Consider the following 14,875-nt stretch of genomic DNA (forward strand, 5'->3'; position numbering starts at 1 on the left):
AGCACAACCCGCCATGACCGCTTCGCACGACCACCCTTCCGCCCATCGTCCCTCTGGCCAGCACCCGCTGCGCCTCGGCACCCGCCGCTCACCGCTCGCCATGGCCCAGGCCGAGGAAACGCGCGACCGGCTCTGCGCCGCCCACGGCTGGGAGCACGACGCGATCCGGATCGTCCCGGTTACCGCCAGTGGCGACAAGGTGCTGGACCGGCCGCTGGCCGAGATCGGCGGCAAGGCGCTGTGGACCAAGGAGCTCGACGCCTGGCTGCTCGATGGCGAGATCGACTTCGCGGTCCATTCGCTGAAAGACGTCGAAACCATCCGCCCGGCCCCGATCGCCATCGCCGCGATCCTCCCGCGCGAGGATGTGCGCGACGTGCTGGTCGGCGCCAGTTCGGTCCAGGCCCTGCCGGCCGGGGCCCGCATCGGCACCAGCGCCCCGCGCCGTGCGGCACAGTTGCTCCACGCCCGGCCTGACTGCACGATCGTGCCCTTCCGCGGCAATGTCGCCACCCGGCTGGGCAAGCTGGCCGCGGGCGAGGCCGATGCCACGCTGCTCGCGGCAGCCGGGCTGAACCGGCTCGGCGAAAGCGGGGTCGGGCATCCGCTCGATGCCGAGGAGTGGCTGCCCGCCCCCGGGCAGGGCGCCATCGCGATCGAGTGCCGCGCGGACGATGCGGCGACGCAGGCCCTGCTGGCCGCGATCGATCATGCCCCCAGCCGCCACGCGGTCTTTGCCGAACGCGCCCTGCTGGCGGCGCTGGGGGGCAATTGCCACAGCCCGATCGCGGTGCTGACCCGGGCCGAGGGCGATACCCTGTCCCTGCGCGCCGCCCTGTTCAGCCCCGACGGCGCTGAACGGATCGAGGGCGAGATCCGTTTCGCCGCGGGCGATCCCGAGGCGCCCGGCCGTCTGGCCGATGACCTGCTCGCCCGAGCCCCGCAGGCGATCACCGCGCATTTCAGCGGACGGTGAGCCCCGGGTGGTCCGGCTGATCGTGATCCGCCCCGAGCCCGGCCATGCCGGGACCGTCGCGGCGGCACGCGAGATGGGGCTGGACGTGGCGGGGGTGCCGTTGTTCGCGGTGGCCCCTCGCCCCTGGCCGGTCCCCGATCCGCACGGGTACGACGCCCTGCTGATCGGCAGCGCCAACGTGTTTCGCTATGGCGGCACCGGGCTGCACCGTTTGCGCGGTCTGCCGGTCCATGCCGTGGGCGAAACCACTGCCCAGCAGGCCGGGACCCATGGCTTTGCCATCCGCGCGACCGGTGCGGGCGGGTTGCAGCAGGTGCTCGCCGCGATCCCCGCCGGCACCCGGGTGCTGCGACTGGCGGGAGCGGAACGGGTGCCGCTGGCCCCTCCTCCCGGCGTGACGCTGGATGAGGTGGTGGTCTATGCCAGCGAGCCCCGCCCCCTGCCGGACGATCTGGCCCGGCTGCTGCGCGAACCGGCCGTGGTCGCGCTCCATTCGGCCGAGGCCGCCCGCCACTTCGCCGCCGAATGCGACCGGCTCGGGATCGACCGGGCCCACCTGGCGCTCGCCACGATCGGCCCCCGGGTCAGCGGCGCCGCCGGCCCGGGCTGGCGGGCCGTGGAAGAAGCCGGATCGCCGGCCGACTTGCCCCTGCTGGCGAAGGCCCGCGACTTGTGCCACACCCTCGCCGGGGATTGAGGACCAGCATGCCGATGGCCGACCAAGACTATTACCGCAGCTCCACCCTGTCGCCTGCCGCGACGCCCCGCGCCGGGATCCGGACCCGGGCGGTGATCGGAACCGCGTTGCTGGCCTTCGTCATTGGCGGAGGGGCAGTGGGCTATGCCGCGTGGCAGGGCGTGATTCCCCCCGCCCTGCTGCCGTCACCGGGTGCGGCGGCACCGGCCCAGGCCCCGGCGGCGACTGTCGCGGCGATCCCGGCCAAGCCCGACACCAGCGGGCTCGCCGCGCATCAGGATGCCCTGGAAGCCCGCGCTGCGGCCCTGGCCGAACGGCTCGATTCGCTGGACCTGATGGCCTCATCGGCGGCCGGTAATGCGGCCCGGGCCGAAGCCCTGCTGGTCGCCGCAGCCGCCCGTCGCGCGCTCGATCGGGGGGCCCCGCTCGGCCTGCTCGAGGATCAGCTGCGCCTGCGCTTCGGCAACAGCCAGCCCAATGCGGTGGCGACGGTGATCGATGCCGCGCGCGATCCGGTGACGCTGGACCAGTTGGTCGCCGGCCTGGATAGCCTGGCCCCCAGCCTGACCACGGCGCCCGCCACGGACGGGACCTGGCAACGGTTCAAGCGCGAGGTTGCCGGACTGTTCGTCATCCGTCGCGCCTCGGCCCCCACCCCCGAACCGCAGGCCGTCCTGCGCCGCGCCCGCATCCTGCTGGAGGAAGGGCGCAGCGCCGATGCCATGAGCGAAGTGCGCCGCCTGCCGGGCGCGCCCGGCGCGGCGGCCTGGCTGAATGACGTGCGCCGCTACGACAACGCCCGCCGCGCGCTGGACCTGCTCGAGACGGCGGCGCTGATCGATCAGCGCGGACTGCGCGACGCCAAGGGTGGCGTGGTGGGCACGCCCCCCGCGCTTGCGCCCGCCGCTGCGCCGGGACCGGCCGCGGCCCAGCCGTCACTGCAGGCACCAGCCCAGTCGCCAGCCCGCCCTGCCGGTGGCGTGGTGGCGCCCGTCGTCCGGCCCACCTGACCCTTCGCTACTTGATGACGTCGGCCTCGTGCCAGACGACCGCCTGGGCCACCTTGATGCAGTCCATCCCGCCGTCATAGGTGATCGAGGGCGAGCCATAGAGCCGCCAGCCCTGGGCCAGCGCCTCGGACACGCGCTCGCAAAAGGCGCGATCGTCCTTGCCGGTGAGCAGGCGATAGATCGGACGGTCTTCTGGGGTCTGGTGCATGGCGCGCACAATGCCGCCGAGAGATGAACTGTCAACCGCGGCTCACTCCGGCCAGCGCGGGAAGCTTTGCAGGTGATGGAGGCGTTCCACCCAGCCAATCCGCTCGGCGGTCTGGATCTGGGCGGTCGGCGGAACGGCTTCGGGATCGTCGAGGCTGCCAACCTGGATATCGATCAGCCCGGGCAACACCGCCTCGTTGACGTAGTAAAGCCCGGTGCCACAGTCAGGGCAAAAGTGGCGGAACGTGTCCGGGGACGAGTTGTAGGCGCGCGGTATGCCCGCCGTGATGGCGAAGCGCTCACGCGGATAGACCGCCCAGGCGATCAGCGGGGCCCCGGAAGCACGGCGGCAATCCGCACAATGACAAATGCCCGCGCGATCGGGCGCTCCTTCGACCTGGTAACGGATCGCCCCGCACAGACATCCGCCTTCGCTGACCATCATGCGGCTCCTGTCGAACGCGTCGCGCCTAGAGGATGTACTTGCTGAGATCGCCATCCTGGGCAAGCCCGGCCAGCCGGTCGCGGACATAGGCCGCGTCGATGGTCACGGTCTCACCCGCGCGATCCTCCGCCTCGAAGCTCAGCTCCTCCAGCAGCTTTTCCATCACTGTCTGCAACCGCCGCGCGCCGATGTTCTCCACCGTCTCGTTGACCTGGGCGGCGATCTTGGCGACTTCGCGGATAGCCTCGGGGGTGAAGTCGACCGTCACCTGCTCAGTGCCCAGCAGCGCCTTGTACTGGGTCACCAGATTGGCCCGGGTCTCGGCCAGGATGCGCACGAAATCGTCCTCGGTCAGGCCCTTCAGCTCGACCCGGATCGGCAGGCGGCCCTGGAGTTCGGGCAGCATGTCGCTGGGCTTGGCGACGTGGAACGCGCCCGAGGCGATAAACAACACGTGATCGGTCTTCATCGGCCCGTACTTGGTCGCCACCGTGGTGCCTTCGATCAGCGGCAGGAGGTCGCGCTGCACGCCCTCACGGCTGACCGAACCGCCGCGCACGTCGCTGACCGCGATCTTGTCGATCTCGTCCAGGAACACGATGCCGTTGGTCTCGGCGTTCTGCAGCGCGACCCGGGCGACATCGTCCTGATCCATGCGCTTTTCGGCTTCCTCGTCGACCAGCTTGTCCCAGGCGTCGGGCACCTTGAGCTTGCGCCGCTTGAGCGGGGCGCGGCCCATGGCCTTGCTCATCATGTCGGACAGGTTGATCATCCCGACGTTGCCCCCGCCCATCCCGGGCAGCTCGAACGGCATGGCCGGGGCATCCTCGACCTCGATCTCCACCTCGACATCGTTCATCGCGTTCTCGACGATACGCTGGCGGAAGGATTCGCGCGTGGCCTCGCTGGCGCCATCACCCACCAGGGCCCGCAGCAGCCGGTCCATCGCCGCCCGGCTGGCCGCCTCGCGCACGGCCTCGCGGCGGCGCTCCTTCTCCAGCCGGATCGCCTCTTCGGCCAGGTCGCGCGCGATCTGCTCGACGTCGCGGCCGACATAGCCGACCTCGGTGAACTTGGTCGCCTCGACCTTGACGAACGGCGCGTCGGCCAGCTTGGCCAGGCGTCGGCTGATCTCGGTCTTGCCGCAGCCGGTGGGTCCGATCATCAGGATGTTCTTGGGCGTCACCTCGTCGCGCAGCTCGGGCGAGAGCCGTTGCCGACGCCACCGATTCCGCAGCGCGACGGCGACGGCCTTTTTCGCATCGTGCTGGCCGATGATGTGTTCATCGAGGGCGGCGACAATCGCCTTGGGGGTGAGGGAATCTTTCATCACAGTTCCTTCTCCCCTCCCGCCTGCGGGAGGGGCCGGGGGAGGGCTTGTTGGTGCTGGGCGGGAGGAACAGGCGATCAGATGCTTTCCACTGTCACCCGGTCATTGGTGAACACGCAGATATCGGCCGCCACCTGCATCGCCTTGCGGGCAATGGTTTCGGCATCGTCCTCGTAAGCGTCCAGGGCGCGGGCCGCGGCCAGGGCATAGTTGCCGCCCGATCCGATCGCGGTGATGCCGCCTTCCGGCTCCAGCACGTCGCCGTTGCCGGTCAGCACCAGCAGCGTCTCGGGATCGGCGACGATCATCAGGGCTTCCAGGTTGCGCAGGTACTTGTCGGTGCGCCAGTCCTTGGCCAGCTCCACCGCGGCGCGCATCAACTGGCCGCGGTGCTGTTCCAGCTTGCGTTCCAGCCGTTCGAACAGGGTGAAGGCATCGGCGGTGGCTCCGGCGAAGCCGGCGATCACCTTGCCCTCGCCGATGCGGCGCACCTTGCGGGCGTTGGGCTTCATCACCGTGTTGCCCATGGAGACCTGGCCGTCGCCGGCGATCACCGTGCGGCCGTTCTTCTTCACCCCGATGATGGTGGTGCCGTGCCACTGGATCAGGCCGTGGCTTGCCCTGCTGTCGTTCATGCCGGGCGATATGGGAACCCGCCGGGACGGATCAAGATGCGGCCGGCCGGGTTGGTCCCGGCCCGGCCCCGCCCAGATCAGCTGCCGTTGGGGCCGCCACCCGTGTTGTCGCCGTTGCGGCCGGTGCCCATCCCGCCAGCGCCCACCGCGCCGATGTTGCCGAACAGGTCTTCGATGAAGCTGCGGTCACGGCCCAGCGTCGGGGTCTTGTGCCCGTCGGGATCGAGCTGGACCACCTTTTCGACCCCACGCCGGTCTACCCCGCGGACATTGCCGACATCGTCGAAGGTCACCCGCAGGATAAGCTGTTCCTTGGTGCGCGGCCGGGTAAAGGCGGCCTGCCGGGTGTCCACCGACACATAATACCAGGCCGGGGGGCCGAACTGCGAGACGAAGGTCGGCCGGCCGAGCGTGCGCTCCACCGACTGCTTGTTGTCCACCCCGGGCTGGACCGAATCGACCAGCGCCGGATCGATCAGGTAACCGCGATGGTCGCGGATCGACGAGCAGCCCGCCAGCGCGGCCAGCACCGCCCCGCCCATCATCAACCGCGTAAAGACCTGCATGTTCACTCGCATCCTTGCGCCATCTCGTTGCGCCCGCCGGGCAGCCACCGGACCCGTGCAGCCACATGCCCCCCGGGCCGGTTGCCAAGCGCCGGCAACCGCCTATATCGCAGCAGCCTTAGGGCCCCCGGCGCCAACCCGCAAGGACGCTTGGCGCGGGGCACTTGAATCCGCCGTGAACGGATACGGCGGCACGTCCTCTCGAGAAAGCGCGGCGCATGGCCTTCCTCTCCCACCTGTTCAAGCGGCGCACCGATGATCGCACGCCGTTCCGCCCGCTGTGGCACCGCACCGTCGAGCTGGCGCGCGACCCGCGCTGGTTCGCCGGACCGGACCGCGACGGCGGCGGCATCGCCGACACGGTCGCCGGGCGGTTCGACGCGATCACCCTGGTGCTCTGCGCCGTGCTGCTGCGGATGGAGCGCGAGCCGGCCCTGGTCACCCCCTCGGTCCGCGTGACCGAGCTGTTCGTCGACGACATGGATGGCCAACTGCGCGAAAGCGGCGTCGGCGATCTCGTGGTGGGCAAGCACATCGGCCGGCTGATGAGCGTGCTCGGCGGACGGCTCGGTGCCCTGCGCGAGGCGCTGGCAGACGCCGAATCGGATGCGCTGGAACAGGCCATTGCCCGCAATGTGACCCTGGGCGAAGCCGGCGACCCAGGGCGCGTCGCCGCGATGCTGCGGGGCTTTGTCGCCACGCTCGACGCGACCGGCGCCGACGATCTGCTGGCGGCGCGGATCGCCCTGCCGTGACCGCCCCGGCCGACCGGCCCGAATTCAGCCGGACCATCGACCTGCGGCAGATCACCGCGGCACCGGTCACCCTGTTGGCCGATCCCGCCGAATGCGCCGCTCTGGCCGAGCGCTTCGGGCTGGTCGCGCTCGATCGGCTCGAAGCGGTGGTGACGTTGGTGGCGGAAGGCGACGTGGTCCGCGCCAGCGGCCGGTTGCAGGCCGCCTGGACCCAGCCCTGCGCCGTATCGGGCGACGATCTGGCACAGTCGGCCGACGAGGCCCTGGCGCTGCGCTTCGTGCCTGAACAGGACCTGCCGACGACCGAGGCCGAGATCGAGCTGACCGCCGAGGACTGCGACGACATTCCCTATCGCGGCAGCCATTTCGACCTGGGGGAAGCCGTGGCCCAGTCGCTGGGCCTGGCGATCGATCCCTTCGCCTGCGGCCCGAATGCGGAAGCGGCGCGCCAGTCGGCGGGCATCCTCAGCGAGGGCGCAGCCGGAGCCTTCGGCGCGCTCGCGGGGCTCAAGCTGGGGAAGGATTGAGGCGGGGCTGGATTTCAGCGACCGCTTGCGCCCGAAGTCGGACCTTTGCTTCCTCCCCCGGTGGGGGAGGATCAGGAACGTCCGCTCCCCACCAGTTCCAGTCCTTCAACCCACCGGCGCGCCCGCCCTCGCCACCTAGCCGAAGGGCGCATAGAGCGACCGGCCATTCTGCTTGAGCCAGGCATTGGCGGCGGGAAGATCGCCCTCGAACAGGTCCGCCAGCAGCGCGTGGAAGCGCGGCGAGTGGTCGAAGTGGATCAGGTGCGCCACCTCGTGCGCGACCACCGAGCGCCGCACCGCCTCGGGCGCCATGGCCAGCCGCCAGTTGAGCCGCACGATCCCGCCGGTCGAGCAGGAGCCCCAGCGCCGCTGCGCACTGGTCAGGGCCAGCGCAGGCACCGGCACTCCGGCGCGGGGGGCATAGTCGGCGAGATCGGCCAGGAACAGGGCCCGGGCCTCGGCCTGGACCCAGCGGCGCAGGCGCGGCACCACCGATTCCGCCGCGCCGCCGACCCGCAAGGCCTCCGCTTCGACGATCACCCCGCGACGGGCGGCCGGATCGTGCAGCAGCCGGCGCGGCACGCCGAGCCAGGGCAAGGCCCCGCCCGGGGCCAGCGGCGGCGCGGCGACCTGCCGTTCGAGCTGGCGTTCCAGCCATTCCGCCCGCGATCGCGCGAACTCCAGCGCCTCGCGCGTGGGGGTCCAGCGGGGAATGGTGATGCGGACCGCGCTGCCGTCCGGCGCCAGGCGCAGGGTCAGCCGCCGGGCATGGCCCAGCCGCCGCACCTCGACCGGCACCTCGCGCCCGCCCAGTTGCAGGGTCGTCGCGGCGCGGGGATCGCGGCGCAGCCAGTCAAGCATGGCGGACCTGCGGCAAGGAACCGTCAATCCGCATCGTCGTCGGCCCGCTCGACCTCGAGCGGCTCCTCGTCACCCCAGTCGATGTGCTGTTCCAGCGGCCCCGCGACGGTTTCGCTGATCACCCGGCCGATCACCGAGGCCCCGGACAGGCGCACGGTCAGCGGATCTCCGCTGAGCAGCGGGTGCCACCCCGGCAGGGGATCGCCATCCGCGCGCAGGCGGTAGGCGCAGGTGGCGGGTAGCCATTCCAGGCTACCCGCCAGATCGGGGGTCAGCCGCACGCAGTCGGGAACGTAGCGGCGGCGATGGCGATAGTCGCTGCAGCGCGCGGTCTTCAGGTCGAGCAGCTTGCAGGCGACATTGGTCGGCCAGATCCGCCCGCTGTCGGCATCCTCCACCTTGTGCAGGCAGCACTGGCCGCAGCCGTCGCACAGCGCCTCCCATTCGGCCGGGTCGAGGCGATCGAGCGGCAGCTCCCAGAACCGGTCCCTCACCGCACCCACTTGGCGAGTTCGGCCGCCACCGCGGGCGGCCCCTGCTGCGGACCGAGGTCGGTCGGCAGGATCGCGATCGGCTGGCCATCGGGGTCCATCAGGTAGGCGGCGCGGCTGTGGTCGACCAGATAGCCGCCACCTGGCTGGTCCTTGCCGCGGTTGTGGTAGACGGCAAACGCCCGGGCCGCCTCGTCGACATTCTCCTGGCTGCCGGTCAGCGCGATCAGCGGCGAGCCGAAGGCATCGGCGAATTCACCGATCCGGGCCTGGGTATCGCGGGCCGGATCCACCGTGATGAAGATCGGCTGGACGTCGGCGGCCTCCTGCGGATGCTCCTTGGCGAACTGGCGATAGCCTTTCATGATGATGGCCACATCGGTCGGGCAGGCATCGGGGCAATAGGTGTAGCCGAAGTAGACGATCCGCCAGCGACCGTTGAAGCTGCCCCAGGTCAGGGTCCGGCCGGAACGATCGACCAGGGTGAACTCGCCGCCGATCTTGGCGCCTTTCAGCGGCGGCGCTTCGGCCACCTTCTGGCAGGCGACCAGGGCCAGGCCGAGCAGGCCGGCCAGCGCAAGGCGCAGGACATGGCCCAAGGGGAAGCGGAGCGGCGTACGGCGCAGGGGGTTGGTCATGGCGTGCCGGTTCATGCTCTGCTAAACCGGGCCATGCAAGGCGGGATTCCGCAGCACGACCACGATCAGGAGCAAAGCGTGCAGAAGGTGGCAAGGTTCGGACGGACGGCGATGGTGGCGGCTCTGGCGCTGGCTCTGGCCCTCCCCGGTACGGCGGGTGCCCAGGTGATGAGTGTCGGCTACAAGTTCCTCGAAGCCGTCAAGAAGAAGGATGGCGAGGCCGTGGAGAAGGCGCTGAACGACAGCGCGACGATCATCAACACCCGCGACGTGACCACCGGCGATTCGGCGCTGCACGTGGTCAGCCAGCGGCGCGATTACACCTGGCTCAACTTCCTGCTGTTCAAGGGCGCCAACGCCAACATCCGCAACGATCGCGGCGTCACCCCGCTCGGCATCGCGGTCAGCCTGTCCTGGCCGGAGGGCGCCCAACTGCTGATCGACCGCGGGGCGCGGGTCAACGATCCGGACAACAACGGCGAAACCCCGCTGATCGCGGCCGTCCACCAGCGCAACATCGAACTGGTCCGCCTGTTGCTGAAGGCCGGGGCCGATGCCGGACGGGCGGACAACTCGGGCCGCAGCGCGCGGGACTATGCCAATCTGCTGGGGCCGGAAAGCTCCATCGCCAACGAGGTGGAGAACGCCGCCAAGGCCGCCGCCAAGCGTAAGCAGAACAGCTATGGGCCGAGCTTCTGACATGATGGCGACGGCAACCGCGGGCACCCCCGCTACCGATCTCACGCTCGACGAACTGCGCCTCGCCCTCGCCCCCGAAGTGGCCTCCGCCGCCATGTTCGACGGCTGGACTGCCCAGGCCGTGACCACCGCGGCCGAGGCCATGGGTGTCTCGCCGGACACGGCGCGGATCGCCTTCCCCGGCGGCGCGATGGACATGATCGCGGCTTGGATCGAGCGGATCGATGCCGACATGCACACGACCTTCGCCGACAGCTCGCTGCAGAGCCTGCCGGTGCGGCAGCGCATCCGCACCCTGGTGCAGTTCCGGCTCGACGCGCTCGACGGGCTGGATGAGGCGGTCCGCCGCGCCCTGGCGATCATGGCCATGCCGCAGAACGCGGCACGCACCGCCCGCCTGTCGTGGCAGAGCGCCGATGCGATGTGGCGGCTGGCTGGCGACACCGCGGCCGACTTCAACCATTACACCAAGCGCGCCACGCTGGCCGCGCTCTATGCCGCCACCCTGCTTGCCCTCGTCAACGACCGCAGCGACGACAAGGCCGAGACCCGCGCCTTCCTCGATCGCCGGATCGAAGGCGTGATGCGGTTCGAAAAGGCCAAGGCCCGCTGGATGCGGCCCGATGACGAGCGCTTCTCGGTGACCCGCCTGCTCGGACGGCTGCGCTATCCGGCGCGGTGAGGGGCATGACTCCCTGACACGCTGATCATTTCGCGCCCCATGTCCGCTTGGCCTGGGCGGACACGATGAATCAATGAACGGGGAACGACGAGGCATTCGTCTTTCCCCGCTTGATCCCGATCAAGGCCAGACCCCGCAAGCCCGGCCATGACAGGCTTGGGGAGAGCCTCGTCGCGCCATGCTTATTGAGAATGACTTGCAATTGACCGCGCGATCTGGCAGCGCGGCGCGATGACCTTAGACCAGCTCCCGATCGGCCAGGATGCCCGCATCGTCGCGGTCGACTGGGGCGTGCTGGTGGCCGAGGAGGCGCAGCGGCTGCGCGCGCTCGGGCTCGATGCCGGGGCCCTGGTCAGCGTGGCCCATCGCGGGGTCTTTGCCGGGCGCGATCCGCTGGCGATCACGGTCGGCCGGATGACCGTGGCGCTGCGCCGGGTCCACGCCCGCGCGATGCAGGTCGAACTCGCGCAGGTGGGGCCGATCCCGGTCGGGCCGGCATGACCCGGCTGCGCACCGCGGCGCTGGTCGGCAACCCCAACGCCGGCAAGAGCGCGCTGTTCAATGCCCTGACCGGGGCGCGCCAGAAGATCGCCAACTATCCGGGGGTCACGGTCGAGCGGAAGTCGGGCCGGCTGGTCCTGCCCTCGGGCGAGCCGGTCGAGCTGACCGACCTGCCCGGCTCCTACGGCCTCGACGCGACCAGCCCGGACGAGGAGGTCACCGCCCGGGTGATCATGGGCCGCTACCCTGGCGAGACCATGCCCGAAGTGCTGGTGGTGGTGCTCGACGCCTCCAATCTCGAACAGCATCTGGTCTTCGCGCAGGAGGTGATCGCGCTGGGCCGACCGACCGTGGTTGCGCTCAACATGGTCGACCTGGCCGAGCGCGACGGGCTGGTGCTCGATCCGGCGGCGCTGGCCCAGGCGCTGGGGGTGCCGGTGATCCCCACCGTGGCGGTTCGCCGGCGCGGGCTGGACGAACTGGCCGCCGCGATCGCCTCGGCCGAGGCCCGGGCGGCAACCGACCATGCTGACCATCACCGCCCCTTCACCGACCTGACCGAGCGGCGGGTGACCGCCCAGGCCATGGCCCGCGCGGCGATCGTTTCGGAAACGCGCCAGCATCGCCTGCATGCGCGGATCGACCAGGTGTTGCTGCACCCCTGGATCGGCCCGATGATCCTGTTCGCGCTGCTCTTCGTGGTGTTCCAGGCGGTCTTCGCCGGGGCCACCCCCTTCGCTGACGGCCTTGAAGCGGCCGCGGGCTGGCTGCACGATGCCGTCCGGGATGCCATGGCTCCGGGGCTCATGCGTGACCTGATCACCGAAGGCGTGATCGCCGGGGTCGGCTCGGTCGTGGTGTTCCTGCCGCAGATCGTGATCCTGTTCTTCTTCATCCTCGCCATGGAGGCCTCGGGCTATATGGCCCGCGCCGCCTTCCTGATGGACCGGATGATGGCCGGGGTCGGCCTGTCGGGGCGCAGCTTCATCCCGCTGCTGTCCAGCTTTGCCTGCGCGATCCCCGGGATCATGGCGACACGCAGCATCACCGATCCCAAGGACCGGCTGACCACGATCCTGATCGCGCCGATGATGACCTGTTCGGCCCGCCTGCCGGTCTATGCGGTGATCATCGCCGCCTTCATTCCCAACCGCGATGTCGGCTTCGGCGTGGGGCTGCAGGGACTCGTCCTGCTGGCGCTCTATGTCGCCGGGATCGTCGGCGCGATGCTGGTCGCGCTGCTGCTGCGCCGCTCGATCACCCGGGGCGCCGCCTCGGGCTTCATCATGGAGCTGCCCAAGTACCAGATGCCCCGCGCCAAGGACCTGTTCATCGGGCTGGTCCAGCGCGCGTGGATCTTCCTGCGCCGCGCCGGCACGATCATCTTCATGGTCACCGTGGTGCTCTGGCTGCTGCTCAACTTCCCCCGCGCGCAGGAGGGCCAGGACCAGGTCGACGCCTCGATCGCCGGGCATATCGCCAATGGCCTGACCGTGGTGGTCGAGCCGATCGGCTTCAACCGGGACATGGCGCTCGCCCTCATCCCGGCCATGGCCGCGCGTGAGGTGGCGGTCAGCTCGCTGGCCACGACCTATGCCGTCGCCGCCGCCGACGAGGACCAGAGCGCGCAGCAGCTCGGCGCCCAGCTCAAGGCGCACTGGACCCTGCCGATGGCCCTGGCCTTCCTCGCCTGGTTCGTCTTCGCGCCGCAGTGCATGAGCACGATCGCCGTGACCCGCCGCGAGACCAATGGCTGGAAGTGGCCGGCCTTCATGCTCGCCTACCTGTTCGGCCTGGCCTATCTGGCCGCCGGGATCACGTTCTGGGCGGCAACGGCGGCAGGGCTGTAGCCCGACCGGGGGAAAACGCCTTCGCCGCAACTGGCCGCGCCGCCAATCATTGGATAGTCCTCCGCACCGCAATTCGAGAGGACCCGATTCGATGGCTGGCAGCGTGAACAAGGTGATTCTGGTGGGCAACCTCGGGCAGGATCCCGAAGTCCGCTCGTTCCAGAACGGCGGCAAGGTCTGCAACCTGCGTATCGCCACCAGCGAGACCTGGAAGGACCGCAATTCGGGCGAGCGCCAGGAGCGGACCGAGTGGCACACCGTCGCGATCTTCTCCGAAGGCCTGGTCGGCGTGGCCGAACGGTTCCTGAAGAAGGGCAGCAAGATCTACGTCGAGGGCCAGTTGCGCACCCGCAAGTGGCAGGACCAGTCGGGCAATGACCGCTATTCCACCGAAGTGGTGCTGCAGGGCCCCGGCGCGGTGCTGACCATGCTGGATGGCGCCGGCGGCGGCGGTAGCGGCGGCGGCATGGGTGGCGGCGGCGGCCGCTCGGGCGGCTGGAATGAAGGCGGATCGGGCGGCGGACGTTCGGCCGGCGGCTGGAACCAGGGCGGCGGCGGCGGTGGCGGCTTCGCCGACGATCTGGACGACGACATCCCGTTCTGAGGCCAGGGTTTGCCGCGCCAGGCATACCGGACAACCGGCGGCTAGGAACCAGCATGACCCAGACCCAGCAGACCAAGGCCATCGATCGCAGCTGGCTGGATGAAGCGATTCGCCGGATCGGCGCCGACTACAACCGGTCGGCCGATACCCACCTGATCCGGTTGGCCCTACCCCGGTTTCCGGGGATCGATCTCTACCTGAAAGACGAAAGCTCGCACCCGACCGGCAGCCTCAAGCACAGGTTGGCGCGGTCGCTGTTCCTCTATGCCCTGTGCAACGCCCAGATCGGTCCCGACACCTGCGTGATCGAGGCCAGTTCGGGATCGACCGCGGTGTCCGAGGCCTATTTCGCGCGGATGCTCGGCCTGCGCTACATCGCCGTGGTGCCGGCGACGACGGCCGAGGCCAAGCTCGAGGCGATCCGCTTCCAGGGCGGTGAGATCCACAAGGTGGAGGACGCCCGCGCGGTCTATGCCGAGGCCGAACGGCTCGCGCTGGAGACCGGCGGGCACTACCTGGACCAGTTCACCAACGCCGAACGCGCGACCGACTGGCGCGGCAACAACAACATCGCCGAGAGCATCTTCGCCCAACTGGCCGAAGAGGAGCACCCGATCCCGGCCTGGATCGTCTGCGGCGCCGGCACCGGCGGCACCTCGGCCACGATCGGCCGCTTCATCCGCTATCGCCGTTACGCCACCCGGCTGTGCGTGGCGGACCCCGCCGCATCGATCTTCCACCGCCATTTCGCCGATCCGAGCCAGACCGTGCTGCCCCCCGACGAGCGCTGCATGATCGAGGGAATCGGGCGGCCGCGCGTGGAGCCCAGCTTCATCCCCGGCGTGATCGACCGGATGATCGCCGTGGCCGACGCCGATTCGGTCGGCGCGATGCGGGCCCTGTCCGAGGTGATCGGGCGGCGGGTCGGCGGATCGACCGGGACCAACATCATGGCCTGCGCGCAGATCGTGCGCGAGATGGCGGCACGCGGCGAAAGCGGCAGCGTGGTGACCCTGCTGTGCGACGGCGGCGATCGTTATGCCAGCACCTATTACAACGATGCCTGGCTGGCGGCGAAGGGCCTGGAATGGCGCGCGGCGGCGCAGGATATCGCGGAGTTTCTGGGGTAGTCCGCGCGAACCCATTCGAACGACTGCTCGCGCCCGGGAATGAACCTTCAGATCCTCTCAACACAGAACATATGTCGACCCCCAAATCGTCGCCCCGGCCTTGAGCCGGGGGAGGGCTTGCGCGGCACCGCCAGGGAAGAACAACCCTGTCCCGGGTCAAGCAACCGTGGATGGTGTTTGGAATGCCGGGTCATCGCGGGCGATGGCATTGAGGATGGAGATGAGCTTCCGCACGGTTGCGATCATGGCGAGTTTGAAGGGTTTTCCGCTG

The 14,875-nt window shown here is 69.9% G+C and carries 19 protein-coding genes; 11 read left to right on the forward strand and 8 right to left on the reverse strand.

Going from position 1 to position 14,875, the window contains the following annotated elements:
- Positions 1-13 precede the first annotated feature (13 nt).
- From hemC to H7F49_RS15130, 3 genes are read left to right on the forward strand one after another with little or no spacing between them, the layout of a single operon-like run.
- Entirely contained in the window at positions 14-976 is a 963-nt protein-coding gene (hemC, locus tag H7F49_RS15120) for a hydroxymethylbilane synthase (RefSeq protein ID WP_185684412.1), read from the forward strand.
- A gap of 7 nt (positions 977-983) precedes the next feature.
- Complete coding sequence (locus H7F49_RS15125; RefSeq protein WP_185684413.1) at positions 984-1,673, forward strand: uroporphyrinogen-III synthase; 690 nt, start codon at positions 984-986, stop codon at positions 1,671-1,673.
- Between the two features lie 14 nt (positions 1,674-1,687).
- The gene (locus tag H7F49_RS15130; protein ID WP_185684414.1) at positions 1,688-2,683 is read left to right on the forward strand and encodes a hypothetical protein; all 996 of its coding nucleotides are present in this window, start codon (positions 1,688-1,690) and stop codon (positions 2,681-2,683) included.
- A 7-nt stretch (positions 2,684-2,690) separates the two neighbouring features.
- On the opposite strand, the gene H7F49_RS15135 is transcribed toward H7F49_RS15130, so the two are convergent.
- The 5 genes from H7F49_RS15135 to H7F49_RS15155 form a co-directional block, all read right to left on the reverse strand.
- A complete protein-coding gene (locus H7F49_RS15135) occupies positions 2,691-2,891 on the reverse strand; it encodes a DUF1737 domain-containing protein (protein ID WP_185684415.1) in 201 nt (66 codons plus the stop codon).
- A gap of 42 nt (positions 2,892-2,933) precedes the next feature.
- Entirely contained in the window at positions 2,934-3,335 is a 402-nt protein-coding gene (locus tag H7F49_RS15140) for a GFA family protein (protein ID WP_328806785.1), read from the reverse strand.
- A 25-nt stretch (positions 3,336-3,360) separates the two neighbouring features.
- Entirely contained in the window at positions 3,361-4,665 is a 1,305-nt protein-coding gene (gene hslU, locus H7F49_RS15145) for an ATP-dependent protease ATPase subunit HslU (RefSeq protein WP_185684416.1), read from the reverse strand.
- Between the two features lie 77 nt (positions 4,666-4,742).
- On the reverse strand, positions 4,743-5,300 hold the full coding sequence (gene hslV / locus H7F49_RS15150) for an ATP-dependent protease subunit HslV (protein WP_280529621.1): 558 nt from the start codon (positions 5,298-5,300) through the stop codon (positions 4,743-4,745).
- 77 nt (positions 5,301-5,377) lie between these two features.
- Complete coding sequence (locus H7F49_RS15155) at positions 5,378-5,866, reverse strand: outer membrane protein assembly factor BamE (RefSeq protein WP_185684417.1); 489 nt, start codon at positions 5,864-5,866, stop codon at positions 5,378-5,380.
- Between the two features lie 218 nt (positions 5,867-6,084).
- Between H7F49_RS15155 and H7F49_RS15160 the strand changes: the two genes are divergently transcribed.
- Positions 6,085-6,621 (forward strand): ubiquinol-cytochrome C chaperone family protein, encoded by a 537-nt coding sequence (locus H7F49_RS15160; protein WP_185684418.1) that lies wholly within the window; start codon positions 6,085-6,087, stop codon positions 6,619-6,621.
- Positions 6,618-7,148 (forward strand): YceD family protein, encoded by a 531-nt coding sequence (locus H7F49_RS15165; protein WP_185684419.1) that lies wholly within the window; start codon positions 6,618-6,620, stop codon positions 7,146-7,148. The genes H7F49_RS15160 and H7F49_RS15165 overlap by 4 nt, the downstream gene beginning before the upstream one ends.
- Before the next feature lie 135 nt (positions 7,149-7,283).
- Here the strand turns inward: H7F49_RS15165 and H7F49_RS15170 are convergent, their stop codons facing one another.
- The 3 genes from H7F49_RS15170 to H7F49_RS15180 are packed head-to-tail and all read right to left on the reverse strand — an operon-like array spanning position 7,284 to position 9,138.
- Positions 7,284-8,009: a M48 family metallopeptidase gene (locus H7F49_RS15170; RefSeq protein WP_185684420.1), complete on the reverse strand. Its 726-nt coding sequence runs from the start codon at positions 8,007-8,009 to the stop codon at positions 7,284-7,286.
- Between the two features lie 23 nt (positions 8,010-8,032).
- Entirely contained in the window at positions 8,033-8,512 is a 480-nt protein-coding gene (locus H7F49_RS15175) for a YcgN family cysteine cluster protein (RefSeq protein ID WP_185684421.1), read from the reverse strand.
- The gene (locus H7F49_RS15180; RefSeq protein ID WP_235982211.1) at positions 8,500-9,138 is read right to left on the reverse strand and encodes an SCO family protein; all 639 of its coding nucleotides are present in this window, start codon (positions 9,136-9,138) and stop codon (positions 8,500-8,502) included. The genes H7F49_RS15175 and H7F49_RS15180 overlap by 13 nt, the downstream gene beginning before the upstream one ends.
- A gap of 78 nt (positions 9,139-9,216) precedes the next feature.
- Here H7F49_RS15180 and H7F49_RS15185 point away from each other — a divergent pair, with 78 nt between their 5' ends.
- The 6 genes from H7F49_RS15185 to H7F49_RS15210 all read left to right on the forward strand — a co-directional run bounded on the left by H7F49_RS15185 (position 9,217) and on the right by H7F49_RS15210 (position 14,604).
- Entirely contained in the window at positions 9,217-9,837 is a 621-nt protein-coding gene (locus tag H7F49_RS15185) for an ankyrin repeat domain-containing protein (protein ID WP_298197128.1), read from the forward strand.
- A gap of 1 nt (position 9,838) precedes the next feature.
- Entirely contained in the window at positions 9,839-10,519 is a 681-nt protein-coding gene (locus H7F49_RS15190; RefSeq protein ID WP_185684433.1) for a COQ9 family protein, read from the forward strand.
- Positions 10,520-10,750: 231 nt separating this feature from the next.
- Positions 10,751-11,020, forward strand: coding sequence for a FeoA family protein (locus H7F49_RS15195; protein WP_185684424.1), 270 nt, complete (start codon positions 10,751-10,753; stop codon positions 11,018-11,020).
- Positions 11,017-12,870, forward strand: coding sequence for a ferrous iron transporter B (feoB, locus tag H7F49_RS15200; RefSeq protein ID WP_185684425.1), 1,854 nt, complete (start codon positions 11,017-11,019; stop codon positions 12,868-12,870). The genes H7F49_RS15195 and feoB overlap by 4 nt, the downstream gene beginning before the upstream one ends.
- A 91-nt stretch (positions 12,871-12,961) precedes the next feature.
- The gene (ssb, locus tag H7F49_RS15205; protein ID WP_185684426.1) at positions 12,962-13,474 is read left to right on the forward strand and encodes a single-stranded DNA-binding protein; all 513 of its coding nucleotides are present in this window, start codon (positions 12,962-12,964) and stop codon (positions 13,472-13,474) included.
- 53 nt (positions 13,475-13,527) lie between these two features.
- Positions 13,528-14,604 carry a PLP-dependent cysteine synthase family protein gene (locus tag H7F49_RS15210; protein WP_185684427.1) on the forward strand — a complete coding sequence of 359 codons (1,077 nt, stop codon included), beginning with the start codon at positions 13,528-13,530 and terminating at the stop codon, positions 14,602-14,604.
- The last annotated feature ends 271 nt before the right edge of the window (positions 14,605-14,875 follow it).

The sequence above is a fragment of the Novosphingobium aerophilum genome, from assembly GCF_014230305.1.
GTDB classification, from domain to species: domain Bacteria; phylum Pseudomonadota; class Alphaproteobacteria; order Sphingomonadales; family Sphingomonadaceae; genus Novosphingobium; species Novosphingobium aerophilum.

Excerpts from the sequence above, each read along its gene's own strand:
- ssb (WP_185684426.1), top strand. The coding sequence starts at position 12,962 with ATGGCTGGCAGCGTGAACAAGGTGATTCTGGTGGGCAACCTCGGGCAG.
- H7F49_RS15135 (WP_185684415.1), bottom strand. The coding sequence starts at position 2,891 with ATGCACCAGACCCCAGAAGACCGTCCGATCTATCGCCTGCTCACCGGC.
- H7F49_RS15210 (WP_185684427.1), top strand. The coding sequence starts at position 13,528 with ATGACCCAGACCCAGCAGACCAAGGCCATCGATCGCAGCTGGCTGGAT.
- H7F49_RS15160 (WP_185684418.1), top strand. The coding sequence starts at position 6,085 with ATGGCCTTCCTCTCCCACCTGTTCAAGCGGCGCACCGATGATCGCACG.
- H7F49_RS15155 (WP_185684417.1), bottom strand. The coding sequence starts at position 5,866 with ATGCAGGTCTTTACGCGGTTGATGATGGGCGGGGCGGTGCTGGCCGCG.
- H7F49_RS15195 (WP_185684424.1), top strand. The coding sequence starts at position 10,751 with ATGACCTTAGACCAGCTCCCGATCGGCCAGGATGCCCGCATCGTCGCG.
- hemC (WP_185684412.1), top strand. The coding sequence starts at position 14 with ATGACCGCTTCGCACGACCACCCTTCCGCCCATCGTCCCTCTGGCCAG.
- H7F49_RS15180 (WP_235982211.1), bottom strand. The coding sequence starts at position 9,138 with ATGACCAACCCCCTGCGCCGTACGCCGCTCCGCTTCCCCTTGGGCCAT.
- H7F49_RS15190 (WP_185684433.1), top strand. The coding sequence starts at position 9,839 with ATGATGGCGACGGCAACCGCGGGCACCCCCGCTACCGATCTCACGCTC.
- H7F49_RS15170 (WP_185684420.1), bottom strand. The coding sequence starts at position 8,009 with ATGCTTGACTGGCTGCGCCGCGATCCCCGCGCCGCGACGACCCTGCAA.
- H7F49_RS15130 (WP_185684414.1), top strand. The coding sequence starts at position 1,688 with ATGGCCGACCAAGACTATTACCGCAGCTCCACCCTGTCGCCTGCCGCG.
- hslV (WP_280529621.1), bottom strand. The coding sequence starts at position 5,300 with ATGAACGACAGCAGGGCAAGCCACGGCCTGATCCAGTGGCACGGCACC.
- H7F49_RS15140 (WP_328806785.1), bottom strand. The coding sequence starts at position 3,335 with ATGATGGTCAGCGAAGGCGGATGTCTGTGCGGGGCGATCCGTTACCAG.
- feoB (WP_185684425.1), top strand. The coding sequence starts at position 11,017 with ATGACCCGGCTGCGCACCGCGGCGCTGGTCGGCAACCCCAACGCCGGC.
- hslU (WP_185684416.1), bottom strand. The coding sequence starts at position 4,665 with ATGAAAGATTCCCTCACCCCCAAGGCGATTGTCGCCGCCCTCGATGAA.